General features: G+C 67.4%; 22 protein-coding genes and 1 pseudogene. 8 read left to right on the plus strand and 15 right to left on the minus strand.

From position 1 onward, the window contains the following. Positions 1 to 434: 434 nt before the first annotated feature. The 3 genes from ACTVZP_RS16935 to ACTVZP_RS16945 all read left to right on the plus strand — a co-directional run bounded on the left by ACTVZP_RS16935 (position 435) and on the right by ACTVZP_RS16945 (position 4,279). Positions 435 to 881, plus strand: a complete 447-nt coding sequence (locus tag ACTVZP_RS16935) for a hypothetical protein (RefSeq protein ID WP_443213345.1) — start codon at positions 435 to 437, stop codon at positions 879 to 881. A gap of 710 nt (positions 882 to 1,591) precedes the next feature. Beyond that, positions 1,592 to 1,867, plus strand: coding sequence for an H-NS histone family protein (locus tag ACTVZP_RS16940; protein ID WP_443213346.1), 276 nt, complete (start codon positions 1,592 to 1,594; stop codon positions 1,865 to 1,867). A gap of 342 nt (positions 1,868 to 2,209) precedes the next feature. Continuing rightward, on the plus strand, positions 2,210 to 4,279 hold the full coding sequence (locus tag ACTVZP_RS16945) for a calcium-binding protein (RefSeq protein WP_443213347.1): 2,070 nt from the start codon (positions 2,210 to 2,212) through the stop codon (positions 4,277 to 4,279). A gap of 157 nt (positions 4,280 to 4,436) precedes the next feature. On the opposite strand, the gene ACTVZP_RS16950 is transcribed toward ACTVZP_RS16945, so the two are convergent. Beyond that, entirely contained in the window at positions 4,437 to 5,258 is an 822-nt protein-coding gene (locus ACTVZP_RS16950; RefSeq protein ID WP_443213348.1) for an NAD(P)H-dependent oxidoreductase, read from the minus strand. 91 nt (positions 5,259 to 5,349) lie between these two features. On the opposite strand from ACTVZP_RS16950, the gene ACTVZP_RS16955 reads away from it, so the two are divergent. The 3 genes from ACTVZP_RS16955 (at position 5,350) to ACTVZP_RS16965 (ending at position 6,959) form a co-directional block, all read left to right on the plus strand. After that, positions 5,350 to 6,285, plus strand: coding sequence for a LysR family transcriptional regulator (locus tag ACTVZP_RS16955; protein ID WP_443213350.1), 936 nt, complete (start codon positions 5,350 to 5,352; stop codon positions 6,283 to 6,285). A 61-nt stretch (positions 6,286 to 6,346) separates the two neighbouring features. Next, positions 6,347 to 6,574 carry an AbrB/MazE/SpoVT family DNA-binding domain-containing protein gene (locus ACTVZP_RS16960; protein WP_443213351.1) on the plus strand — a complete coding sequence of 76 codons (228 nt, stop codon included), beginning with the start codon at positions 6,347 to 6,349 and terminating at the stop codon, positions 6,572 to 6,574. Further along, positions 6,564 to 6,959, plus strand: coding sequence for a PIN domain-containing protein (locus ACTVZP_RS16965; protein WP_443213352.1), 396 nt, complete (start codon positions 6,564 to 6,566; stop codon positions 6,957 to 6,959). The genes ACTVZP_RS16960 and ACTVZP_RS16965 overlap by 11 nt, the downstream gene beginning before the upstream one ends. Before the next feature lie 16 nt (positions 6,960 to 6,975). Here the strand turns inward: ACTVZP_RS16965 and ACTVZP_RS16970 are convergent. From ACTVZP_RS16970 to atpD, 10 genes and pseudogenes are all read right to left on the minus strand, one after another. Continuing rightward, positions 6,976 to 7,147, minus strand: a pseudogene (locus tag ACTVZP_RS16970) (recombinase family protein); the annotation flags it as partial. Between the two features lie 1,014 nt (positions 7,148 to 8,161). After that, positions 8,162 to 8,995, minus strand: a complete 834-nt coding sequence (locus tag ACTVZP_RS16975) for a F0F1 ATP synthase subunit gamma (RefSeq protein ID WP_443213353.1) — start codon at positions 8,993 to 8,995, stop codon at positions 8,162 to 8,164. Next, positions 8,992 to 10,485 carry a F0F1 ATP synthase subunit alpha gene (locus ACTVZP_RS16980; RefSeq protein ID WP_443213354.1) on the minus strand — a complete coding sequence of 498 codons (1,494 nt, stop codon included), beginning with the start codon at positions 10,483 to 10,485 and terminating at the stop codon, positions 8,992 to 8,994. The genes ACTVZP_RS16975 and ACTVZP_RS16980 overlap by 4 nt, the downstream gene beginning before the upstream one ends. After that, positions 10,475 to 11,179, minus strand: a complete 705-nt coding sequence (locus ACTVZP_RS16985; RefSeq protein ID WP_443213355.1) for a F0F1 ATP synthase subunit B family protein — start codon at positions 11,177 to 11,179, stop codon at positions 10,475 to 10,477. Before ACTVZP_RS16985 ends, ACTVZP_RS16980 begins: the two co-directional genes overlap by 11 nt. 4 nt (positions 11,180 to 11,183) lie before the next feature. Continuing rightward, on the minus strand, positions 11,184 to 11,435 hold the full coding sequence (locus tag ACTVZP_RS16990; protein ID WP_443213356.1) for a F0F1 ATP synthase subunit C: 252 nt from the start codon (positions 11,433 to 11,435) through the stop codon (positions 11,184 to 11,186). Then, positions 11,432 to 12,115, minus strand: coding sequence for a F0F1 ATP synthase subunit A (locus ACTVZP_RS16995; RefSeq protein ID WP_443213357.1), 684 nt, complete (start codon positions 12,113 to 12,115; stop codon positions 11,432 to 11,434). Before ACTVZP_RS16995 ends, ACTVZP_RS16990 begins: the two co-directional genes overlap by 4 nt. Next, complete coding sequence (locus ACTVZP_RS17000) at positions 12,112 to 12,369, minus strand: N-ATPase subunit AtpR (protein WP_443213358.1); 258 nt, start codon at positions 12,367 to 12,369, stop codon at positions 12,112 to 12,114. The genes ACTVZP_RS16995 and ACTVZP_RS17000 overlap by 4 nt, the downstream gene beginning before the upstream one ends. Beyond that, positions 12,366 to 12,857 carry an AtpZ/AtpI family protein gene (locus ACTVZP_RS17005; protein ID WP_443213359.1) on the minus strand — a complete coding sequence of 164 codons (492 nt, stop codon included), beginning with the start codon at positions 12,855 to 12,857 and terminating at the stop codon, positions 12,366 to 12,368. Before ACTVZP_RS17005 ends, ACTVZP_RS17000 begins: the two co-directional genes overlap by 4 nt. Then, the gene (locus ACTVZP_RS17010) at positions 12,854 to 13,291 is read right to left on the minus strand and encodes a F0F1 ATP synthase subunit epsilon (protein WP_443213360.1); all 438 of its coding nucleotides are present in this window, start codon (positions 13,289 to 13,291) and stop codon (positions 12,854 to 12,856) included. The genes ACTVZP_RS17005 and ACTVZP_RS17010 overlap by 4 nt, the downstream gene beginning before the upstream one ends. After that, entirely contained in the window at positions 13,288 to 14,682 is a 1,395-nt protein-coding gene (atpD, locus tag ACTVZP_RS17015; RefSeq protein WP_443213361.1) for a F0F1 ATP synthase subunit beta, read from the minus strand. The genes ACTVZP_RS17010 and atpD overlap by 4 nt, the downstream gene beginning before the upstream one ends. 399 nt (positions 14,683 to 15,081) lie before the next feature. Here atpD and ACTVZP_RS17020 point away from each other — a divergent pair, with 399 nt between their 5' ends. Further along, positions 15,082 to 16,584: a hypothetical protein gene (locus tag ACTVZP_RS17020; RefSeq protein WP_443213362.1), complete on the plus strand. Its 1,503-nt coding sequence runs from the start codon at positions 15,082 to 15,084 to the stop codon at positions 16,582 to 16,584. A 360-nt stretch (positions 16,585 to 16,944) separates the two neighbouring features. Here ACTVZP_RS17020 and ACTVZP_RS17025 read toward each other — a convergent pair whose 3' ends face one another. Then, on the minus strand, positions 16,945 to 17,403 hold the full coding sequence (locus tag ACTVZP_RS17025; protein ID WP_443213363.1) for an NUDIX hydrolase: 459 nt from the start codon (positions 17,401 to 17,403) through the stop codon (positions 16,945 to 16,947). Between the two features lie 47 nt (positions 17,404 to 17,450). Continuing rightward, complete coding sequence (locus tag ACTVZP_RS17030) at positions 17,451 to 17,675, minus strand: hypothetical protein (RefSeq protein ID WP_443213364.1); 225 nt, start codon at positions 17,673 to 17,675, stop codon at positions 17,451 to 17,453. 1,250 nt (positions 17,676 to 18,925) lie between these two features. Between ACTVZP_RS17030 and ACTVZP_RS17035 the strand changes: the two genes are divergently transcribed. After that, entirely contained in the window at positions 18,926 to 20,506 is a 1,581-nt protein-coding gene (locus tag ACTVZP_RS17035) for a Fic family protein (RefSeq protein WP_443213365.1), read from the plus strand. Between the two features lie 342 nt (positions 20,507 to 20,848). Here the strand turns inward: ACTVZP_RS17035 and ACTVZP_RS17040 are convergent, their stop codons facing one another. Then, entirely contained in the window at positions 20,849 to 21,892 is a 1,044-nt protein-coding gene (locus ACTVZP_RS17040; protein ID WP_443213366.1) for a hypothetical protein, read from the minus strand. 579 nt (positions 21,893 to 22,471) lie between these two features. Further along, a complete protein-coding gene (locus ACTVZP_RS17045) occupies positions 22,472 to 23,254 on the minus strand; it encodes a hypothetical protein (protein WP_443213367.1) in 783 nt (260 codons plus the stop codon). Positions 23,255 to 23,570 lie beyond the last annotated feature (316 nt).

The following is a 23,570-nucleotide window of genomic DNA, read 5'->3' on the forward strand; positions in this document are numbered from 1 at the left end:
GGACATGCCCCACCGCCTTCACGTCCGAATATTGCACGGACGGCACTGAAAGGCCGCAACAAGATATTATCTCCGCCACGCGATCTGATCGAATGGATCGGTAATCGGGGTCGGGAATATCTTGCGATATATCCTTTCCGCGGGCGCCGTCCTCCCGATGCGAATGCCGAAAGACGGGCGGGGCAATTGCGGGCCTTCCCGCCGGAACCATCAGGGCCGATGCGGGCGTCATGTCGCCTTGATGCCCGAAACCCGCCTGCCGGAGAAAGAGGGGATGATCCGGAAGATGACCCGATGCGCGTGGAGCCGCCCAGGGCCGGGCGGCGGCGGCAGAAGCGGGCGGCCGGACAAAGATCCGTCACGCCTCGGAGGCGGGGCCTTGAGGGGAAGGCCCCTCCCGGCCGCCCCGTCGCCAGAACCGCAGGAACAGCCCGATGCCCCTCTTCCATCCGGACCAACTGATGCTCTTCGCCACGGCCAGGCACGGGCGCCATGCGGATCTCATCCACTTCCTCGAGAGGAAGGGGGGCATCGTGCTTTGTGCCGCCGCCCTGGAAACCGCCGTCGACGCCGCGTCCGACCGTCCCGGGGCCTTCACCACGTTCTTCTGCGACCTCGACTCCTACGGAGGCAGATCGGCCATCCGCCCCCACCTGCAGCGCCTCCGCGCCCGAAATCCCGCCCTGTGCGTGATCCTGATGTCGGATCGCTTCACGGAAGAGACCCCGGAAGAGGAGGCACCCGACTGTGACCGGTGCCTGCCCGCCGGCATCGCCTTCGCCCGCGTGGAGGCCGCCCTCGCCGAGGCCCGGCGGACGGCGATCAGGCGGTGTCCTTCCGGATCTTCCCGGTCGGTCCCCGCAACGGGAGCCGGTCCCTGAGGCCTGCGCGCCGGCGAGGCGCCGGGGGAGGATGGAGGTCATGACCCGGAGGGAAGCGGCCGGGATCAGGCCCCACGGTCCGGCCGGACCTGCGCCGGGTCCGCAAGCGGGTCCCCGGAAAAGCGCGAGATCATACCGGATGAAGCGACGGCCTTATCCCTTCCGGTAAAACGGGACATGCGCAAAAACAGGAGGGGCGCGCTCCCCGCATCTTTCGATACCTCCCGATCGGGCGGGGAGGGCATGCTTTCCGGCGGCAACCCGGGATCCGCGCTCGAAAGACCGGTGTCTCTCCGCACGATCTCCATTGGAGCGGTCCAGGGCACGTTCCATCGGATGTTTCTTGCCGGATTTACCCGCTCTTTTCCGGGCGCATGATACCAAGGACCCGCTGCGCAACTTTGGGCATATCTTCAGGTCGGATGCAAAACCCCGTGAAAAGGGCCTATCGATCGGCAGGACGGAATTGACACCCGAAACGGGGGATTTCGAGCTTGATCGAGATTGCGGAACCTCATCCGGTCACCCGGAGCCGGACCATCCCGCCACCCGCCCCCGCCCCGAGACCGGCGGGTCGCGCCGGGGCCTGCGCCCGCGGGGAAAGCGGTCCCGGACGAGAGGAAGGACGAAAGCCCGGGGAGGGCGCGTCCCGGGAGAGGGACAGGGCTGCCCTCGACATCGACCTCGAGGCCCTCTCCCGGGAGGAGCTGGTGGAGCTGCAGATCGAGGTCGCCGCGGCCCTTGCGGCCCTCGAGAGGCAGCGCAGGCAGGATGCCCTCGCGGAACTGGCCGGGCGGGCCCGCGAACTGGGCTTCTCCCTGGAAGACCTGACCGGGCAGGGCAGGGCGCATCCGCCGGCCCCGCGGGGGCCCCGCTACGCCAATCCGGCCAATCCCGACGAGATCTGGTACGGCCGCGGGCGCAAGCCGCGCTGGTTCAAGAAGGCGATGGCCACGGGCAGGACGCCCGAGGAGCTGCTCCTCTGACGGCCCGGGGACCGGACCGGGGCAGGGGGAAGGAGGCGCCGGTTCCGCCGATCGTGTCGGGAAGAGGAAAGCCCGCGGCGAACCGGAGAAAGCCACCCTGCAACGCTCGGGGCTCCGACGCAGGTGACCGGCCGGAAGCTCGCCCGGCCCTCTCCGTGGCGGCCGATGTCGAGCGGAGGCCAGCGGCCGCCGGTCCCGCGCCGATCTGACGCCGCCTGCGCCGGAAGGCGCTTCACCCGATCCCCCGCCTCGGGGCGTCCGGTCCTCCGGGCGTCCTCCCGTTCGTCTGCCGTCCCGGGTCCGGCGGGGTGGTGTCGTCCCTCAGCCAGAGAGGCTCGCATCATGTATCGCATCGTCACGGCGACGTCCGGCGACGACAGGCTCGGCTCCGTCGTCACCACCGACCACTTCGGCGTCAACTTCCTGTTCGACCGCGACCGCCTCGGCCCCGGCGACACCTACCTGCAGGCGGTCCGCGATCTGGGCGTCTCGACCATCCGCTATCCCGGCGGAACGCTGTCGGAGCGAATGTTCGATCTCGCGAACCCCAACGGCTCGCTGCAGAATTTCGTTTACGGCGACAGGACAAACATGTTCGACCCGGACGGGGCCGGCCCCCTCGGCGGTTCGACCCTGGGCCTCTGGGACGCGCTGGACGCCGCCGGAGCGGCGGGCTTGTCGATGACCTTCGTCATGCCCACGATCCGCTTTGCGGGAACGGTCCGAGACCGGGCCGGCAACCGTCAGGAAGCGGTGGACGAGGCGCTGGTCGGCCGCTTCACGACGCAGTTGCTCGAGCATGCGCTCTCGGCGGGTGTCGAGATCCCGGCAATCGAACTCGGCAACGAATGGTGGGCCGACAATTCCTCGATCTTCGGCGAAACCCTGAGCGCCGTCGAATATGGCCGGATCGCGAGTAGGCTTGCCGCGGTGATCCAGAGCACGATCAACGCGTTTCGCGCCTCGCATGACCTGCCTCGCGGCTGGGTGGAACCGGAGATCGTCGTGCAGGTCGGCCCCGGAGGCCGCGCCGAGCAGGTGCTGCCGAACGGCGAACGGGCGCCAGAGGGCTATTTCGGGCCGACGGTCAGCGCCACGTCGCTCATCTTCCGGGAATTCGAGACCGCGGCCGAACAGCGGGCCGTGGACGGGATCGTCACCCATCGCTACCTCACCGGGACCTCGGTGGACGGCTGGACCTACAATCCGTTCGACACCTGGGACCGGATGGCCGCGCGCGATCCGGACTTCGGCGAGATGTCGCGGCACGTCTCCGAGTGGAACGTCTCCGCGCGCCACGAGGACATCTCGGGCCTGCTCATGGCGCCGTGGCTGGTATCCCTGTTCGCCGAGGCGGTCGAGGCGGGCGTCGACCGGACCAACATCTGGAGCGTTCAGCAGAACAACCCCACGCGTCTCTCGACCACCACGGGCCATGCCGGCGAGACCTACGAAGGCTTGACGGTGGCGGGCGAGACCCTGCGGATCATGAACGAGGAACTCGTAGGGCTCCAGGTGCTGGATCTGCGGGCGGTCTCCGGCAGGACGATGGTCGAGGCCTTCGGCAGCGACTCTCGCACGGTGATCTTCATCTCGAACACCACCGGCTCGACCCTGACCGGCGAGTTCGACATCTCCGATGTGGCGTCAGGCTACAGCCATGTCTGGGCGACAGAGATCGGCATGGCGGGAAGCGATCCGCTCGCGGACGGCGGCGACGCGCGCATCGGATTCCTGAACGCCGACCAGCTGATGGACGGGAACGTGCTTTCCCTCTCGCTCGGCGCCTACGAGACGATCTGCGTCGAAGTCACCCTCGACCGCTCCGGTATCGAGATGAACGGACGCACCCTGAACGACCGGCTCGTCGGCTCGTCCGCGGGCGACGTCATCCGCGGCGGCGGTGGCCATGACCGGCTGAACGGCGGCGCCGGCGCGGACCGGATCTGGGGCGGACAGGGGGTGGACCGGCTGTATGGCGGCTCGGGCAACGACAAGCTCGCGGGCGGGTCGGGCAACGACCTGCTGAGCGGGGGAAGCGGCAACGATCGCCTCGGCGGAAACCTCGGCGCCGACCATCTCACCGGCGGCAGCGGGGCCGATGTCTTCGTCTTCGAGAGCCTGCGCGCGAGCCATGGCGGCCGTTCCACCCGCGACACGATCACCGATTTCGCGCGGGGCACCGACCACATCGACCTCGTCGCAATCGACGCCGACACGGGCGTCCGTGGCAACCAGAGCTTCACCTTCATCGGTCGTGCCGCCTTCAGCGGCGAGGCGGGCGAGTTGCGCCATCTCCGCCACGACGGCGGGACCCTGATCCAGGGCGACGTCAACGGCGACGGACGCGCCGACCTCCGGATCTTCCTCGACGATCCCGTGAGCCTCCGGGCAAGCGACTTCTTCCTCTGACAGCGGATGGCCGCAACCGCCCGCCCGGCGCCTCTCGCCTGCGCGGGCTCCGCCCCCCTCCCGAGCGGTGAGCCAGGCGAAGAAGGCCTTCCCCAGCGGGCGGGAGAGCTCCTGTCTCACCGCAAGCCGATGGTCGGGAGCCGAGCCGGGGATCGTGTCACCTCGACGGGTCGGGATCGCTGCTCTCCCGATTGTCTGAAGTCTCGAGGTGGAGGGCGAAGCCGGTTGCGCCAGGTGCCCCCAGCTCGGCGCGGAGCTCGAGCTCCGGGATCAGGTAGTCCCCGCCGTTCTGACGGCGGAAGGGGATCGGCCGGAGGCTGTCGAGCGTGCGCATCCGCTGGCGCAGGCCCTCGGCCACCTGGGCGAAACCGGCCTGGTCCAGCCGATCCGCGCGGTAGACGACGAAGGGGGGCAGCACGTCGTATCCCGGGTAGTGCAGGATGCCGTGCTGGATGGGGAACAGCAGATCCTCGATCGGGCCGTTGATGCCTCGCGCCGAATAGTGCGGCTCCCATCCTCCCGCGGTCACGATCAGCATCGCCCGCTTCCCGGCGAAGGTGCCCTCGCCATATCGGTCGCCCCAGCGGCGGTCGCTGTGCTCGCCCACCCCATAGGCGAAGCCATGGGCATAGACGCGGTCGATCCACCCTTTCAGGATCGCGGGCATGGTGAACCACCAGAGCGGAAACTGAAGGATCAGCAGGTCGGCCCGGCGCATCTTCTCCTGCTCGGCCGCCACATCCTCCGTCAGCGTGGCGGTCGCGACCGCCTGCCCCGAGGCGGACGGCACCCGCAGCCGCATGCCGGCATCGAGCGCGGGAAAGTCGGCGCGATCCACCACGGCCTTCCAGCCCATGGCATGAAGGTCCGACAGTTCGACCGAATGGCCCTCGGCCGTCAGTTCCGCGATGGCCACATCGCGCAGGGCGGCACTGAGCGACCGGGGTTCGGGATGGGCATGGACGATGAGCACGTTCATGGGGGGCAGCCTCCTGGCATCTGCCCGCCGAGCCTAGGCGCTGCCTTATTTCCGCGGTATGCAGGATGAATGGATAGGATTGTGCCGTAGAATGGATGGATCGGAGGTCACGCTCGACCGCATACGCACGTTCGTGCGGGTGGCGGAGCGCGGATCCCTCTCGGCCGTCGCCCGCGACATGCGGATCGGTCAGTCCAGCGTCACCCGCCACCTGAACGAACTGGAACGGGCGGTGGGCGTCGCCCTCCTCAGCCGTACGACACGACGCGTGACCCTGACCGAGGAGGGCCACCACTATTACCTGCACGCCGTTCAGATCCTGCGGCTTGTCGAGGAAGCCGGCGACGAGGCACGCCGCGCAGGCGCCGCCTCCTCCGGCCTCGTGCGTCTCTCCTGCACGGCCGCCCTCGGCGTGCGCCACATCGGTCGGCTGATCCACAGGTTCCAGGACCGGCACCCCGATATCGAGGTCGATCTCGGCCTGACCGACGAGCGGATCGATCTGGTGCGCGAGGGGGTGGATCTCGCCATTCGCCTCGGCGCGCTGGTCGACAGTGGACTGAAGCTGCGCTCCCTCGGGAGGAGCCGGCGCATTCTGGTGGCCTCCCCCAGCTATCTCGAGCGTCGGGGCCGTCCCGAGACGCCGGCCGACCTCGAACGGCATGAGGGCATCCGAATGTTCAACATCACTGGCAGCGAGAGGCTGACCCTCGAAGGACCTGATGGCACGACCCATGTCGTTCGCTTCGGCGGGCGCCTGCGCGTCGATAATGGCCTCGCCGCGCGCGAGGCCTACCGGGCGGGGCGGGGCCTCGGTCCCGCCCATCTGTGGCTGGTGGACGATCTGCTGGCCGACGGACAGCTGGAACCGATCCTCCCGGACCATGCGCTCCCGTCGATCCCCCTGAGCCTGCTCATCGTTCCGGAGCGGGCACGGATTGCGCGCATCCGGCTCATGGTGGAGTTCCTGGCGAAGGAGCTTGCCGGCATTCCCGGCATCGGGAGAGACGCCTGGAGCCCGGGGTAAGCGTGCCCTCTCGACCTTGCTGATATACATTATAGAAAGTATATCCACGCAGGAGGTCGGAATGCAGGTCGCAAAATGGGGCAATTCCCTCGCCGTCCGTTTGCCCGCGGAGCTTGTCCGGGAGCTTGGCCTCAAGGAAGGCGATCAGATCGACCTGGTCAAGGACGACGGCCAGGTCAGACTCCGTCGTCTGGCTCGTGCTGATGAGGTGCTTGCACATCTGCGCCGCTTCCGGGGCAAGCTGTCCTCTGCAGAACGCCTGAGCCGCGACGACACGCATGAGCGCTGAGTTCGCCGACACGAATGTTGTCCTCTATCTACTTGACGACGGACCGAAGGCAGATCGAGCCGAGGTCATCCTGGAGCAGGGACCCCGGATCAGCATTCAGGTCTTGAACGAGACGCTCGTGAACTGCCGCCGCAAAGCCGGCCTCAGTTGGGAGGAGACCGAGGCGTTTCTCGAGGGCGTGCGCGCATTGTGTCCCGTCGAAGACCTGACCCTGCAGACCCATGACGTCGGCCGCGCCTTGGCGGAACGTTACGGCTTCTCGATCTACGATGCGATGATCATGGCCAGCGCCCTGGTTGCGGGTTGTACCACACTGTGGAGCGAGGACATGCAAGATGGCCTGCTTGTGGAAGACAGGCTGCGGATTGTGAACCCCTTCGCATGAGCGGACAGCTTCGATGCCTTCGCCCGGCGCGGGCCAACCATTGCGGGCAGAAAGCCATCGCGGCCATAGGCGTTCACTGCGCGCAGGAGGCGGCTCTGCGTCCAGCGCCACGCTTCAGGCAGAACGTCATTGATCATCCGAAGCACGTCCTCCCAGGCCATGTCGGGGCGCAGGCGGCGGACATGTGAATGAGGTGGCGGGCCGCTGCGATGCAGGCGTGGACGAGATCGTCCCGCGCCTGGCCACGGGCCGCGAACCCGCAACGCTCGAACTGCAGCAGCAGGGCGATGCCGCGCAGGCTGCTCCGTACGACAGGCCTGGCGTTGGGCGGATTGCTGTGGCTCGACCACCCAGGCCAGGCCATGCGCTTTGCCGGTTTGCCGGTTTGTCTTCCCCTGGTTTCCGTTCTCTTCGAGTATGTCTCGGGAAGAAAAGGAGCGGATTTCAAACCGGCAAAGCGGCAAACCGGCGGAAGCGGGGAGGGCAGAAGGCAAGGATCCGCTGCCGGGAAGGGGCCGCAGGCCCGGAGGTCCGCCTCCTCCGCCCCCTCGGGCCATGCGCTTTGCCGGTTTGCCGGTTTGTCTTCCCCTGGTTTCCGTTCTCTTCGAGTATGTCTCGGGAAGAAAAGGAGCGGATTTCAAACCGGCAAAGCGGCAAACCGGCGGAAGCGGGGAGGGCAGAAGGCAAGGATCCGCTGCCGGGAAGGGGCCGCAGGCCCGGAGGTCCGCCTCCTCCGCCCCCTCGGGCCATGCGCTTTGCCGGTTTGCCGGTTTGTCTTCCCCTGGTTTCCGTTCTCTTCGAGTATGTCTCGAGAAGAAATCGAGGAGATTTCAAAGCGGCAAACCGGCAAACCGGCGAAAGCAGGGGGGCAGAAGGCAGGGTTCCGATGCCGGAAAGGGACCGCAGGCCGAGGAATGGCCCCCTCCGCCCCTCGGGCCATGCGCTTTGCCGCTTTGCCGGTTTGTCTTTCCCTGGTTTCTCTTCTCTTCGAGAACGTCTCGGGAAGAAAAGGAGGGGGATTTCAAACCGCAAACCGGCAAACCGGCGGAAGCGGGGAGGGCAGAAGGCAAGGATCCGCTGCCGGGAAGGGGCGGCAGGCCGGGGGGTCGGCCCCTCCGGCCCCCTCGGGGCCATGCGCCTTGCCGGTTTACGAGGGACCGGAAAAAGCCGATCGGGGATCCACGCCACCGGTGTCAGCCGGTTCATCTGGTGCGCGCCGCGCCGCTGCCCGAGACCAGTTCAAGTATCTCCGTAGTCATCTGCTCCTGCCGGGCCTGCTGCCATTCGCGCTTCAGGTCAGCGCTGATCCGTTTCACGCTGGTCTGGGCGCGGGCCATCGCCTCGGCGCGGGCGGCGTTCTCGGCGGCAAAGCCCAGCATCAGCACTTCGCAAAGTTCGGTGAAGACGTATTCTTCAATCAACGCGGCCAGCAGGTCGGCCGGAGGCAGCGTGACCATCGGCAGGCTCCTCCGCTCCACCGGAAAACGGCTGAAATCGAAGGGAAACAGACGGCGCGTCTGGACCAGGGACGTGTCCTTGGGATCGCAAAAAGCGACGTGGACGGCGGCGTGGGGCCGCTCCAGCAGACGCGCGAAAACGGCATCCGCGAGGCGGCTTGCCAGTCCGGGCACCCCGGGCACGTGGGGTGCCATCTCGGCGGACCAGCCGGGTGTCGCGCCACGATCGCGCAGCACACCCACTGTCCGGCCGCCGATCGCCATGATCTCGTGACCACTCGCGGCAGCGGCCAGCCCCGCCTCGGCCAACCGCTCCCCGTAGAGGCCGGAAAAGCCCTGCGCCGCGCCGATCACCACGGTGATCCCGTCGCCCGTGCGTCCGTCTTCCGGCGCCGCACCCGCCAGCGCCAGCGCGGCAGACAGCGTGCCCGCAACGACCGCCTCCTGCGCGCGGATCGCGGTCAGGTGGCTCTGTGCCTCGCGCTGATGCGCCGCCGCCAGAGCCTGCAACGTGGAGATGACGCTGCCGATTTCGCCCACGTTCGCGAGGCGGTCGCGGACCTCCTCCGGGCGGTTCATGGCGCCGCCAGCGCGTGCCGGACACCGGCCACCAGCGCGGCGCGGGTCTCCGCGTCCAGCCGGTCGGGAGCGGCGCGAAACGCCGCGAGCGTAGGCTCCGCCGCCAGCACCGGGCCGAGCGCCGCCTTCAGCCGGGGCAGCGCATCCACTGGAACCTCGTCCAGCGCGCCATCGGCCAGGGCGGCGAGCAACGCCACCTGAACAGGGGTGGAAAGCGGCTCGTACCGGTTCTGCGCGAGCAGCGCACCGATGCGTTCGCCGCGGGCCAGCCGCGCGCGCATGGAGGCATCGCCGAAACCGCCGAACCGCGAAAACATCTTCATTTCAAGATACTGCGCATAATCGAGCCGCACCCTGCCCGCCACCGCCTTCAGCGCACCGCGTTGCGCCTTCCCGCCCACGCGGCTGACGGACAGACCGATGTCCACCGCGGGCCGCTGGTTCCCGGCAAACAGCGCAGCCGAGGTCACGATCTGCCCATCGGCAATGGAGATCAGGTTCGTGGGGATATAGGCGGAGAGGTTCCCTGCCTCGATTTCGGCGATGGGCAGTGCGGTCAGCGACCCGCCCCCCCTTGCCGCCGACAGCTTCGCCGACCGCTCCAGCAGCCGCGCGTGCAGGTAGAAGATGTCCCCCGGATAGGCCTCGCGCCCCGGCGGCTGGCGGGCAAGGAGCGCCAGTTCCCGGTGGACGGCCGCGTGCTTGGTCAGGTCGTCGTAGACGATCAGCACATGGCCGCCGTTGTCGCGGACGTGTTCGGCCATGGAGGTTGCCGCGAAGGGCGCGATCCAGCGAAGGCCGGGCGCGGCAGTGGCCGGAGCCACCACGAAGATGGTCCGGTCGAAGGCGCCCTTTTCCCGCACTGCCTCGATCACGCGGCGGACGGCGGTGGTGCGCTGGCCGATGGCGACGTAGATGCAGGTGATGTCGCTGGATTTCTGGTTCACGATGGCATCGACCGCGATGGAGGTCTTGCCGGTGGACCGCTCGCCAATGATGAGTTCGCGCTGCCCGCGGCCCACGGCAAAGAGCGCGTCCACCACCAGCAGGCCGGTCTCTACCGGTTCCGCCACCATGTCGCGGTCGATGATGCCGGGGGCCGGACGCTCGATTTCCAGCATGGCTTCGGGCTGGATGGCAGGCAGGTCGTCAAGCGGGCGGCCCAGCGGATCGACGACCCGACCCAGAAGCCCCTTGCCCACCGGCACAGACAGGAGGCGCCCGGTGCGGCGGACCTCCGTGCCGGATTCCACCGCGGCGCTGAGGTCCAGAAGCGCCACCTGAACCGCATCGGGATCAAGGTTCAATACCAGCCCTTCCGCGCCATCGGCGAACACGATCACCTCGCCCAGCCGCGCGCCGGGCAGGCCCGCGACATGCACCAGCCCGTCGGCGACGGAGGTCACGCGGCCGGTTTCCTCCACCTCGGGGCCGAGCGCCACGCCCGCCACGCGGTGCTTCAGCGCGTCCAGTCCGGGATCATCGGTCATGGGTCAGCGCCTCCGCGATGCGGTCGATGTCATGGGCCAGCGAATTGTGCAGCACTCCGTTGGCCGAACGCAGCTCCAGCCCGGCGATCAGCGCCGGGTCGGCCTCCAGCGGCAGCGTCGGAAGGCCCGCGACCGCAGGCGCCTCCGTCAGCGCGGCCGGGGCCACCAGCCGCAACCCATCGCCTGCGGTGATGGCGCTGCGCCGGTCGGCAGGCAGCTGCGCCAGCGTCTCGGCCAGCCTGCGGGCGTAGCCTGCGGCATCGGGCGGGGCGGGTTGCGCGGCCAGCGCCCGCCGCACGATGGTCAACGCGAGGTCGCGCGCACGCCGGAGCGTTTCCTCCCCGGCGGCCTCCACGCGGCGCGCGGCCGCCGCTTGGGCGGCGCGGGCGGTGGCAGCGGCCTCGTCCTGCGCCTGTTGAAGGATGCGGTTGCGTTCGGCCTCGGCCTCCTGCTGCGCACGGGCAAGGACGGCGTGGCGCTTCGTTTCGGTCTCGGCTTCGGCTTTGGCGGCGGCGGCCTCGGCTTTCGCCGCCGCTGCGCGTGCGGCTTCGGCGGAGGCCAGCGACTCTGCCGCCTGACGCTGGCGTTCCGCGATGATCGCCGCCACCGGACGGAACAGGACATGCCGCAGGATCGCCAACAGGATCAGGACGTTGACGATCTGAAAGGCGAAGGTGGTCCAGTCAAAGCTCAAGGGGTCAGCCGGTGAACGGGTTGGCGAACAGAAGCAGCAGCGCGATGACAAGGCAGTAGATCGCCATCGTCTCGATCATGGCGAGACCCACGAACAGCGTGCGCGAAATCGTGCCCGCGGCTTCGGGTTGACGGGCGATGGCCTCCATCGCCGAGGCCACGGCGCGGCCCTCCCCCAGTGCGGGGCCGATGGAGCCGATGCCCACGGCAAAGGCCGCGCCAAGCACGCTGGCGATCCTGATGTATTCCGGGTTCACAGGGATGCCTCCTCTTGCACGCCTTCCTCCACGGCGCTCGCGATGAACACCAGTGCAAGGATGGCAAAGATATACGCCTGCACGGCGCCGGTCAGCAGATCCAGTGCCATGAGCGGGATCGGCACCAGAAGCCCCGCGAGCGAAAGCACGATGCCGATGACAAAGACCCCGCTCATCACGTTGCCGAAGAGGCGCACCATGAGCGAGAAAGAGCGGGTGACCTGCTCCACCAGGTTCAGCGGGATCATCGCCCAGGTCGGCCGGGCGAAGGCGCGGAGCCAGCCCAGAACGCCGTTGGCCCGGATGCCGAAGCCGATGGTCGTCAGGAACACGATCAGCGCCAGCGCCGCGTCGGTTTCCAGATGCGCGGTCGGCGGCTCCACCCCCGGGATCAGCGACGACCAGTTGCAGGTCAGAACGAACAGCATCAACGTGCCGATCAGCGCGCGGAACCGCCCCGGATTGCCCTTGATGGTGGAGGTGATCTGCGCGTCGAGCGTGGTCACGATCAGTTCCAGCGCCGCCTGCCCGCGTCCGGGCACAAGCTTCAGCCGCCGCGTTACTGCCCAGGACGCGAGCGCAAGTGCCGCCATGACACCCCAGGTCACCACCACGGTTTCGCTGACCGCAACCGGGCCGAGGCTGAATGCGATGCGTTCGGAGAGCGGGCTGTCGATCATTCCGCGCGCTCCCTGCGCAGGACGATTGCGCGTCCGGCCAGCACCCCTGCGGCGCCGGCGATCAGCGGGAGAGCCCCGCCTCGGCTGCAGAGGACAAGGAAGCCCGCGAGCAGCCCGAGACGCGCCAGTTGCAGCGTCACCGCGGTCAGGTCTCCGCGCAGCAGCCGGTCCGAGACGATGCGCAGGCTGCGGAAGTGGAGCCATCCCGCCATGGCTCCGGCCGCGAGGGCTGCGAGAGCGAGGAGCACGGTCATTGATCGTGCATCCATCGGAGCGCCAGCCACAGGCCGAGCGCGGCGCCCAGCATCGTCAGCGCCGCCGCCGCAGTGATGCCGGAGCCCAGAAAGCCATCGATCCGCGCGCCGATCCAGACCCCCGCCAGCGTCGGCAGCACGATCACCCATCCCAGCACGCCGATCTGCCCGAAGCGGCGCGCGAGCGATGGTTCGGGATCGTGCCGCCCGGCTTCCGCCCGCCCGGCGCTGCGGCGGACCGCGCCCGCCAGCGGGTCGGGGGCCGTGTCGGGGCGGGGCGGGGCGGGATCACCGGACAGTCCTCCGGGGGTCAATCGTCGGCCGGACGCGTCCTCCGGGCGGACCGGCGCACTACCTGTCGCGGATATGCCCTTGCCCGGCGAAGGCCCGGTGGCACCGGCGGGCAAATGGTCGGCGGCGGAGACGTCTCCGTCGGGTGGAACGGCGGCGGCAGCGGCGGGCGCCCGTGTCTCGCCGGGGCCGCTCATTCGAACGCCTCCGCAATGTCGGACGAGTCGGCCCCCGCCGCACGGTCCAGTTGGCGCATCAGGCTGCGGATCGCATTGGCGTGGAGACGGACCTGCTCGCCGCGCGCACTGCGGGCGGCCTGTTCGGCAGCCTCCGCGCGGCTTTTCAGCTCGGTCTCCAGCCGGTCGAGGTCGTCCCCCTTGACCGCCTCGCGGCAGGCGACCGTCACCGCTTCGCCCGCCGTCATCCGCAGCACCCCGCCGCGGATCGCGCAGTAATGCCACGGCCCTTCCGCGCGGCGCCAGTGAAGAACCCCCGCCTCCATCACCGTCAGCAGGTCGATATGCCCCGGCAGGATGCCGAAACCGCCGGAGGCATCCTCGCCGCGAAGCGATGCCACGGCCGGTTCGTCCAGCACCACCTCCAGCGGCGTGGTGATCCGCAGATGCATCATGCCGGCCCCTTCCGACGCCGCGCGTCCTCCCGGGAGCGGGCTTCGTCGAGCGTGCCGATCATGTAAAGGGAGCCTTCGTCCCAGTCGTCGCATTCGCCATCGAGGATCGCGGCGCAGCCCTTGACGGTTTCCCCCACAGGGACTGACCGGCCCTCCATTCCCGTATAGGCCGCAGCGACAAAGAACGGCTGGGTCAGGAAGCGTTGCAGCTTGCGTGCGCGTCCGACCAGAAGCTGTTCCTCGCGGCCAAGCTCCTCGATCCCCAGCAGCGCGATCACGTCGCGCAGTTCGTGGTAATGCTCGATCGCTTCCTTCAGCCGCCCGGCGACACGGGCGTGCTCCTCGCCCACCACCGCCGGGTCCAGCAGCACGGACGTGGTGGCAATCGGGTCGATGGCCGGATAGATCCCCTCCGCCGCCAGGTGCCGCGACAGAACCACGGTGCTGTCCACATGCGCGCTGATCGCGGTCACAGCAGGGTCGGTGAAATCGTCTGCTGGGACGTAGACGGCTTCGATGGCCGTCACCGAGGCGCGCCCGACCGAAGCGATGCGCTCCTGCAACGCCGCGACTTCCGTCTCCAGCGTCGGCTGGTAGCCCACGCGCGACGGCATCCGGCCCAGCAGCCCCGACACTTCGGACCCCGCCTGCACAAAACGGAACACGTTGTCGATCAGGAGGAGCACGTTGCGTCCCTCGCCGTCGCGGAAGCTTTCGGCGATGGTCAGCGCAGTCAGCGGCACCCGCCAGCGCGCGCCGGGGGGCTCGTTCATCTGACCGTAGACCAGCACGGTGCGGTCCAGCACGCCGGAGGCATTCATCTCGCCCAGCATCTCGTGCCCCTCGCGCGAGCGTTCGCCCACGCCCGCAAAGACCGAAATCCCGTCGTAGCTCGAAACCATCGCCCGGATCAGTTCCATCACCAGTACGGTCTTGCCCACACCGGCACCGCCGAACATCGCGGACTTGCCGCCCTGCGCCAGCGGCGCCAGCAGGTCGAGCACCTTGATGCCGGTGGAGAACACCTGAAACCGGGCGTCCTGCGAGGCGAGCGACGGCGCTGCGCGCAGGATGGGCGCGCGGGGGGCATCGGCAGGAAGGGGGACGCCCAGATCGACGGTGTGGCCCACAACATCCATCAGCCGCCCCAGAACCGCCGAGCCGGTCGGCACCTTCAGCGGACCTCCGGTCAGCCGGACCGCCTCGCCGCGGGCGATGCCTTGCGTGGATTGCAGCGCGATGGCGCGGACATCGGCGCCGCCCAGATGGGCCTGGACCTCCGCAACCACCGGGGCGGAACCGATTTCCACCACGTCGCCTATCGCGGGCAGCGGCCCCTCGACACGGATGTCGAGTACCGGGCCCCGAACCGATGTCACCTGTCCGGCCATGTCTGCGGCCTCTGCCTTCGACCAAGTGCCTGATTCGGTTGAATCTTACGCCAAGGCACGGCGCTTGCCCACCCATGCCGCACCTGCACACGGGAACGTGCGTGAAGGCTGGCAGCAGTCATCTTCCGTCAGTTCCTTGCAGGCATGATGCGCGGCGGGAAAGGGCAGCCTGGCCACGGAAGCGGGTTGTCCATCGCCCCCAGATGGGCGCGCCGGCCTCCGGATCTTCCTGGACGATCCCGTGCGCCTCCGGGCAAGCGACTTCCTTCTCTGACGGCGGATGGGCGCAGCCGCCCGCCCGCGCCTCTCGCATGCGCCGGCTCTGTCCCGATGAGCAAGCTGGCATCGGACCCATGCTCGGACCTGCAGAACGAGCGGCACGGTCTGGGGTGACGGCCAATGCTGCAGGAAGATCCGGCAAAGCAGCCTCGCATCCTGAGCCTCGGGCCGAATTTCCTTGCCTCGTTATCGCGGCACCGCACAAATCCGCCTCGGCCGCCCCGGCCTCGACGAAACGGGTGGGCGCGGTACGATGATTGGAGTGTGTATATGGATCCCTCTTCCGCTCTTGAAGCGGCGGCGCGCGATCGCGTCAGCCTCTCCCGTCGCTTCCTCCGGCCCGATCCGGCATCGATCTTTCGGCAAGGCCGTCGATGGATGGCAGCGGCCGCTTTCTGTGCCATGGCAGTCCCCGTGGCAGCCGAATGCCCGACCACGCCGGAGGGCGCGGCCAACCGTCTTTTCGTGGAAACGGCAGGGTACTGGGACACTTACCAGAACCTGCAGCAGGGTGGCGAGTGGACGATGGACGAGCAGCACCGCCTGCTCAGCCAGATTCTGAACAATCTCGACAGGATCGTCTCCGACTACCCGGAAAGCACGCTTGCGGTTGAACTCGCCTCCACCGGCAGCGCGCGCAACCTCGACCGCCGGTCGATGAAGGCCGTCCTGCAGTACCTGGATCAGAAGAGACCGGATGCGGGATCGCTCGCACAGATCCGGGACCGGATCGCCGCGGATGCCCGCGGTCGTGTCGCGACCTTGTCCGGAGGGAATCCATCTGCGACGGAGGCCCAGCAGCTGGTTCAGGCGGCTGCCACTCTCGCGGCCACCGGGAACGTTGACGAAGCCATGAACGTGTTCGACAGCACCTCCCGATACCGAGAGGCTCCGGTCTCGGCCCTCGTCTCCGCCCGAATGTCGTTCTGGGCCGATCTCGGTGATTATCCGTCGGCCTTCCGTGAACTCCAGGATCTCAAGGGCTCGGAACGCTCCCAGGCTCTTCTCGATTTCATAAACGAAGAATCGCAGGCAGCACGGCTGGGCGCCCTGATCGGCGCGCTCAAGGCAGCCGATACCGACCCGGCCCTCGCAAGGGAGATCCTCACGGACGAGAACTTCATCTGGTTTGCGCATGATGACGGGTATTTCGACGAGCTGCGGCCGCTGATGGACCCGTCACATCCGTTTCTCGTGGCGGAGAGGCGACTGGCCTCCGGGGAGCGCAGGGCGGAGGGCAGGCTGACGGAGATGAACACACTGTCGGAATTCGACTACATGCTCGCAAGGGTCCTTGCGCGCGAGGGGGATGTCTCCGAGGCCATCAGGATCGCGGAAAGCTCGTCAGGGCAGGCATTCTTCCTGCTCTCCGACATGGCACTCATCCAGGCGCGGGCAGGGGACGAAAGCGGCACCCTGCAGACCTTCATCCGGGCGCGCAACAAGGCCGGCTCTCATTCGGAAGAGGCGTATCTCCTGAGAAACATGGTTCTGGCCGGCCTGAAAGGTGCCGCCCTCGTCTACGCCGAAGACTTGCGCAGCAGGCTCGCCAAGGAACGCGCAGCCGTATATTCGCTGCTGAACCTGGCCCATGCCCTCCAAGCCGCCCCTCTCGATCCATGAACGCCGGATAACACACCTGGCGCGGGTCGATGCCCGACGAGATCTCGCGCCACTCCCGTTGCTCGATGACGTGGACGGTCTCGCTCTCCGCCCCGCGCGCTCGATACCATGACCGGCGGGGGATGGCGTCACGGGAGGAGCGACGAAGACGGTGTCCAGGTCCAGCGCGCGTCGGCGGCGGGCGAGAGTGTCCTCCGCCGACAGGTCCGGCGCTCACGGCTCGTGGGGCCTCCGGAAGGCCATCGAGGGGCAGGATCGAGGTGGGACAGCAGAACTGGATCGATCCATCCTTGATCCGATCCCCCCGGAGGCCAGGACCGGACCCCTGGCCCGTGTCACGCGCTCACGCTTCCGCCCCGTTCATGCGGCGATCCCGGCCCCCTGTCGTGCGACTTTTGCGACATCGAGGCTGAGCGCGAGATCCTCTGACCCCAGGGTGTCCAGCGGAAACCAACGGACTTCAAGGGCGTCGTCGCCCGCGACCGGTTCGCCGGAGATCCAGGAACAGAGGATGGCCACCAGGACGTAGTGATGGCGCACCTGACCCGTCTCGTCATGGTCGAAGGCATCTACTGCCGTGAAGACCTGCCGGGCCGCCGCCTGTATCCCGGTCTCTTCGAGAAGTTCGCGCGCGGCCGCTTCTCCAAGAGGTTCCCCCAACTCCACCTTGCCGCCCGGAAAGCCCCACTTGCCGGCGTCCGGCGGATTGGCGCGGCGCACGAGCAGTACGTGACCATCCTTGAAGACAGTTGCGATCGTGGCGACGATGGGGCGGGCTATCGGTCGATCAGGCTGGATGATGGTCTCGGCCACCGGCATGCAAACCTCTTGGCCAGGCTGGCCTCCGTTGAGTGATCCGATTCACCCTAATGCAGGACGGGTCCCGGCGCCACGGTATGGCCCGCCAATGCGCCGGACGCGTTCAACCGCTGGTCGACCGTGGCGCTGCCGGACGCGCCGGACCTGCCCGGATTCCCCGCACCCTCGCCCAGGACCGAAGAGGCGCGCATCGCGTCGGCGATCCTCGGGAACAGTCGCAGGTTTATCCTCTGGCGCTCGAAGAGCTTCGAACCGTCCGATCCCAATGCCATCCTGCGTCTGGTTTCAGACGGGCCGCGGGCGTCAGTCTGGGGTGCGCCGGCCGCCTGCCTCCGGTCGCCGCCGTGTTCATCGACGCGATCGACCCCGACACGCGGTCGCGCGAACACCAGAACCCGGAAAAGAGCGCAGTGCCAGCCGGATGTCCGGCCGGCACTGGTATCCGGCCTGCGGATGCCTGGACCGCGGGCCTCTGCGAGCGGCTATGGGCAATCCGGTCCCGGGGCCGCATCACCGGATTGAAGGCGATCGGCGGTCTCGCTCCCCGTGCAGGCGTTGACCTGCCGCAACTCCGCCCGAGGCAGAGCCGGCGCAGGTCTTCCCTTGCGGTGACCACACCTGCTCCTCGCCTGGCCAGTCGGCGGCCAGGACAAGCTCGCCGAAGATGGCCCGGATCGTCGCCTCGGCCCTGCTGATCCCGGCTTTACGGGGAATGCCGTTCGGGTCGAAGTCGATCGCCCTCGTCTCGAACCCTGGCAAGTCGCAGCATCCGGACATGCCGGAAAAAGCCGATCGGGGATCTCCATGCACTCCCCGTCCTGCTCGTCCGATCAGTCCACAGTCGAGACGAAATCGGCGGCCGGCCGCCGATGGGAGGCTCGATCCCGGATGCGTCGAGCGTCTCCAGGATTGTTGAGGAAGCGGCGTGCCATGGAGCGTACCCCGGTCCCCCAGCATGGCTGTGCCATGTTCGAGCGCAGCCAGGACGACGCGATTCGCAGGCGCCCGTGAGGTAGGCTTGTCTCCTCCATCCTCCGAGCCACGTCATCCGCCACGGCCTTGTCGCTGAGGATCTCGGCTCCGAGCGCATAGACGATGAAAAGCCCGTGCATGAAGACCGGCAGGCGGCCCTGGGATCCTCAGGGGCGAGGGTCTCCGGATCCGGGACGAGGGCGTGCGGAGCTGCCTCGAGAAAGTGCAGCTCGAGAGCGCCGAGAGCATGGGCTCCGGCCGAGGCCGCCAGCGCCTCTCGGTTGGTTCCGTGCAGGCGGCGAGCGGAATGCGTTCAAAGCGGATCTCGATGCTCGGATAAATTGTCCACTCGTGTCCACTGAACGAGCTCTTTCCCGCCGACGGACAGGTCGGCGGTTTCTTTTTCTGAACCAAGGCGATCGGCCGCATCCAAGATCGGCATGGCTCCTTAAGCCATGTTCTTGGACGGAACCTTCCCCTTAAACCGAGAATATGGACACATACGGATCATCCGTCTATCTTGGGCTCGGATTCTGGACAGGAGACACCCATGGCATCCTTCCTCTTCGCGCCAAGAGGTGATGAGGCTGCAAGCCGACGGCTGCGCCGAAGAGCGGCCGCGGGCGAGCTGCGTCAACTGGTTCCCGGCGTATTCTATCCCAGAGATGGAGGATCCGTCGAGGATGCCGTGCGCACACACTGGCCTGCCCTTGTCGGGCATCTTTTCCCGGACGGCGTGATCACCGATCTCACCAGCTTGACCTTCGCCCCCGAGCGGGATGAGGCAAGTGGCCTGTCCTACGTCTTCGTCAGCGCCCCGGAAGCCCCGAAGACCATCCAGATCGCCAACCTGGTCATCAGCCAACGGCGCGGCGCCGGCAAGGCCGAGGATGACCTCCCCTACATGGGGGCCTGGATTGCAGGACCAAATCGCCGGTATCTCGACAACATGACCGCGTCACGGGCCAGGAGTGGCCCCGCGCGCACGGCGGGGTCCGCCATGATCGAAGCCCGCCTCGAGCGGGACTGTTCAGCGAAAGGAGAGGAGTATCTGAACCGGATCCGGGACGGGGCCCGGTCGATTGCTCCGACCATCGGGAGAGACAAGGAATTCGAGGCGCTCGATGCGCTGATCGGATCTCTCCTCGGTTCCCGGAAATCGAAGCTCGTCACGCGCGCGGGACGGGCCCGGGCCAGCGGGGCGCCGATCGATGAAGCCTGCCTGGATCGGTTGCTGATCTTGCGCACGGCCTTGCTGGCTCTGCCATCGGAGAAGATCCCTGATCCAAACCAGTCGCTCGCCGCGCGCCAGAACTCCTGCTTCATCGAGGCGTTCTTTTCGAACTACATCGAAGGCACCCGCTTCCTTGTCGATGAGGCACGTGAGATCGTTTTTGATGGCAAGATTCCCCAGTCTCGGCCGAAAGATGGCCATGATGTTCTGGGCACCTATGCAAAGCTGATGGAACCCCCGCGACCACGTCTTTCGGAGATGACGCCGGAGCAGTTCATTCTCGGTCTGCAGGCCGACCATGCCGACCTGATGCGACAGCGCCCGGAAATCAACCCGGGTCAGTTCAAGGAACGCCAGAATCTGGCCGGCAACACGGTCTTCGTGTCACCGGAGAAGGTTCGCGGGACTATCCTGTCAGGGTTCGAGCATATCAGGCCGGTGGATGATCCTTTTTCCCGGGCAATGCTTGCCCATTTCCTGATCTCGGACATCCATCCTTTCGTGGACGGCAACGGCCGCATGAGCCGCCTGGTAATGTCACGGGAAATGATTTCGCATGGGCTCAGCCACATCGTGATTCCGACCGTGTTCCGGCAGGACTATCTGGCGGCTCTGCGCGCATTGACGCGCCAGAACAATCCGGACATCCTGATCCGGTCGCTTCAGAAATGCCAACAGATTTCGGCGGCCTGCACCTCTGAAGATCTGGGACAAACCCTGGCACGCTGGGCCAGCACGCATGCCTTCCTGGAAGAAGATCGGCACGCGAGGCTCACAGCGCCGACGGATGGGGCGGATGTCGAATGGAGGGATGGAGTGCCCGCCCCCAAGAGATATTGGGAACATGTCGATTTCGATCGAACCGGGCAGGATGGATTTGGGGCACTGGGACGTTAGGTCCGTCTTCAGGACATGTTCGGATCCTCGGACGACATCCATGTCGACGAGGCGCGGTCGGAAGGGGTCGTTCTGCTTGGGCGGACGGGGGCGGTGCTTCATGCGGCGGACCGAAATTGCAGAGTTCTGAGCCGGATCCTGTAAAATCCTGCAGGCCATGACCAGCGAAACCACGCATTCTCCTCGCTAAATCAAGCACTTCGTTGTTATTCAGGCTGAACCAGTCAGGCAGAGATAACGCTTCAGCCACGCACGGCTATATGTACTCAGAGTCAGGTATCCATCACCAGAATCGGCGCCCTCTCCGGCCTCGGGACGGACCATCACGAACAAGCCTTCCGCTCACCGGCCGCGGGCCACGGTCCGCGATCCGCCGGGCAGGGGAAGCGAGGGACCCGACAGGAGGCCCTCGGGCAGGATGTCCGCCGTCAGCTTCGGCAGGATGCCGAGGTCCGGCATGGGATGGCGCTCGACCCCGGCCAGCGCCCGGATCGTGCGGGAGATCTGGGCGTCGCTGTGGTGCGAGAAATCGAGGAGGCTGCAGAGGGCGTCGCGGACGAGACCCTCGGGCAGGCGGTCGTCGAGCAGCCGGCGACGCGCCTCCGCCGCGGCGCGGAAGGCCCCGATCTGCTCCGGAGCCTCGGGGCGGGCCAGCATCCGGTCGAGGCCGGGTCCGGCCATGGCGGCCAGGACCGAGGCGATGAAGGCGCGGGTTCCCGCGGCGCTCTCGAAGAGGCCCGCCCCCTTCAGCCGGGCGCGGTAGGCCTGGACGGTCTTGGCGGGGGTCTCGTAGTGGGTGAGGTGGCGCGCCGCTGCGATGCAGGCGTGGACGAGATCGTCCCGTGCCTGGCCACGGGCCGCGAGCCCGCACCGCTCGAACTGCAGCAGCAGGGCGATGCCGCGCAGGCTGCTCCGTGCGACAGGCCTGGCGTTGGGCGGATTGCTGTGGCTCGAAACCGTCCCGTCCGGCATCAGGGTCCGGCTCAGGGTGCGGATCCGCGGCAGCTGGCTGATGGCGCCAAGAAGCGCCCCGGAGGGCAGCGACCCGTCCTTCAGGCCCAGGACGAGGGAGGTCGCCCCCTGCTCGGGTTCCCCGACATGAAGCGCGTTCAGCAGCAGCAGGAGCGCATCCGACAGCCCGTCCCCGAGGGCGGCCGTCCCCGACAGCAGGGCGCCCGGACATCCACCGGCCTCCGGCGCGTCCCGTCCCGCCGTGGCGCCGGATCCTTCCGGGGCGGAGGGCCGCCCGCCGCCATGGCCCTTCATCATCAGGAGCCGCCGTTCGGTGGAAGAGGCGCCGGGAAAGGCGTGGCGGATCGACCCGCCCGCCGGGGAGCGGGGCTTCGGCGGCCTGTCGCCCTGCGTCCCTCTTCCGATCTCTTCCATCGCGGCCTGTCCTCTTCCGGGCAGGACCGGACATAGCGGTCAAACCGGCAGGGCGGGATCCCTGCAGAAGGATGGGCGCTCCTTCTGCCGGAGAGCGGCCGCAGGCCGGGAGGTCCGCCTCCTCCGCCCCCTCGGGGCCATGCGCTTTGCCGGTTTGCCGGTTTGTCTTCCCCTGGTTTCTGTTCTCCTCGAGAATGTCTCGAGAAGAAAAGGAGCGGATTTCAAAGCGGCAAACCGGCAAACCGGCAAACCGGCGAGGGGAGGTGCAGAAGGCAGGCAGGGTTCCGCTGTCGGGAAGGGGCCGCAGGCCCGGAGGTCGGCCCCTCCGCCCCCCTCGGGCCATGCGCTTTGCCGGTTTGCCGGTTTGTCTTCCCCTGGTTTCTGTTATCTTCGACAACGTCTCGGGAAGAAAAGGAGCGGATTTCAAACCGACAAACCGGCAAACCGGCGAGGGGGAGATGCAGAAGGCGGGGTTCCGCTGCCGGGAAGGGGCCGCAGGCCCGGGGACCAGTTCCTCACGGTAAACGTCGAAGCTCGCGATTACTTCTCACGAGCTTTTCGCGCAGGAGGCCGAAGTAGCTATGCCGGGGGGCGTCCGTCCGTCTGCTTTGCAGACGGACGGTAAAAGAGTCCGTTCAGGAACCACAGGCCGAAGAAGCCGAGCAGAAAGATAAAGAACGCCCCTACGGCGATGCCGGCAATGCTGTCGCCGAGCCGGAACGGGGCGGTCGAGGTGATGGCCTGATAGATCGCGAAGGCGATGGGCACGCCGAGGGCGACGACTGTCAGTCCCTTGATCTGCCGGCCGGAGACCGAGGTCACCCTGCGCCGCACCTCGTTCTCCGCATCGCGGACCTCCTGTGCGGCGATTTCAGCCGGGGTCGGGGCGACGAAGGCGCGCTCGACCTCGGGCGGAACGACATGGAACGGCCGTCGCATTTCGCCTTCGAAAAGCTGCCTGAAGGCCTCGCAAAGAGAGGCGTGGCGACTGTTGTCGGGCTCGTGGATGAAAAAGACCGGAGTGTCGACGGAGCGAAGGTGAAGCACGAGGCCAGCCTCTCGGCGCGCCTTCGCCTTGGCGATCGAGTCCTTGATCGCAACGCCAATGCTGGCGCCCACACGGTGAAGCCCATCGCCCACGGCAAAGTATCCTTCCGAGCCGGGCGTCGTGGAGATGGTCTCGACGCGCCGCAGATCGGCGAGAGCGATCTTTTCCGAGACCCAGCCGAAGGCGCGCTTGTCGAAGAGGATCACCCGTCCGAGATCGAGGTTTGCCGCGATGCCCTGGTGGGTCGTGAAGTAGACGAGGTCATCTTCCTCGAAATCCTGAAGATAGACCTCATCCCGATCGTCGACACCCATTCCCCACACTCCCCGAAGCCCTCGTTCTCTCGATGCTACAAGCACATCGGAGGCTCTCCAACTGTCGAACCGCCCTCCCTGACGGGAACCGGTGGGTCCAACGCCGTTCCCGAAGACATTTTTCCCGAGGTTCGGAACCTGGCTTCTTCACTCGCACAACGGCCAGATATTCGGCCGACCCGTTCCCCGACAGCATTTACCGTCAGGGGCTGGTGCCCAGGGGCAGTCCCTTCGCCCCCTCGGGACCATGCGCTTTGCCGCTTTGCCGGTTTGTCTTCCCCTGGTTTCTGTTCTCTTCGAGAACGTCTCGGGAAGA

Origin of the sequence: Rhodobacter sp. NSM (genome assembly GCF_052244495.1) — a bacterium.
Lineage (GTDB): Bacteria > Pseudomonadota > Alphaproteobacteria > Rhodobacterales > Rhodobacteraceae > Cereibacter_A.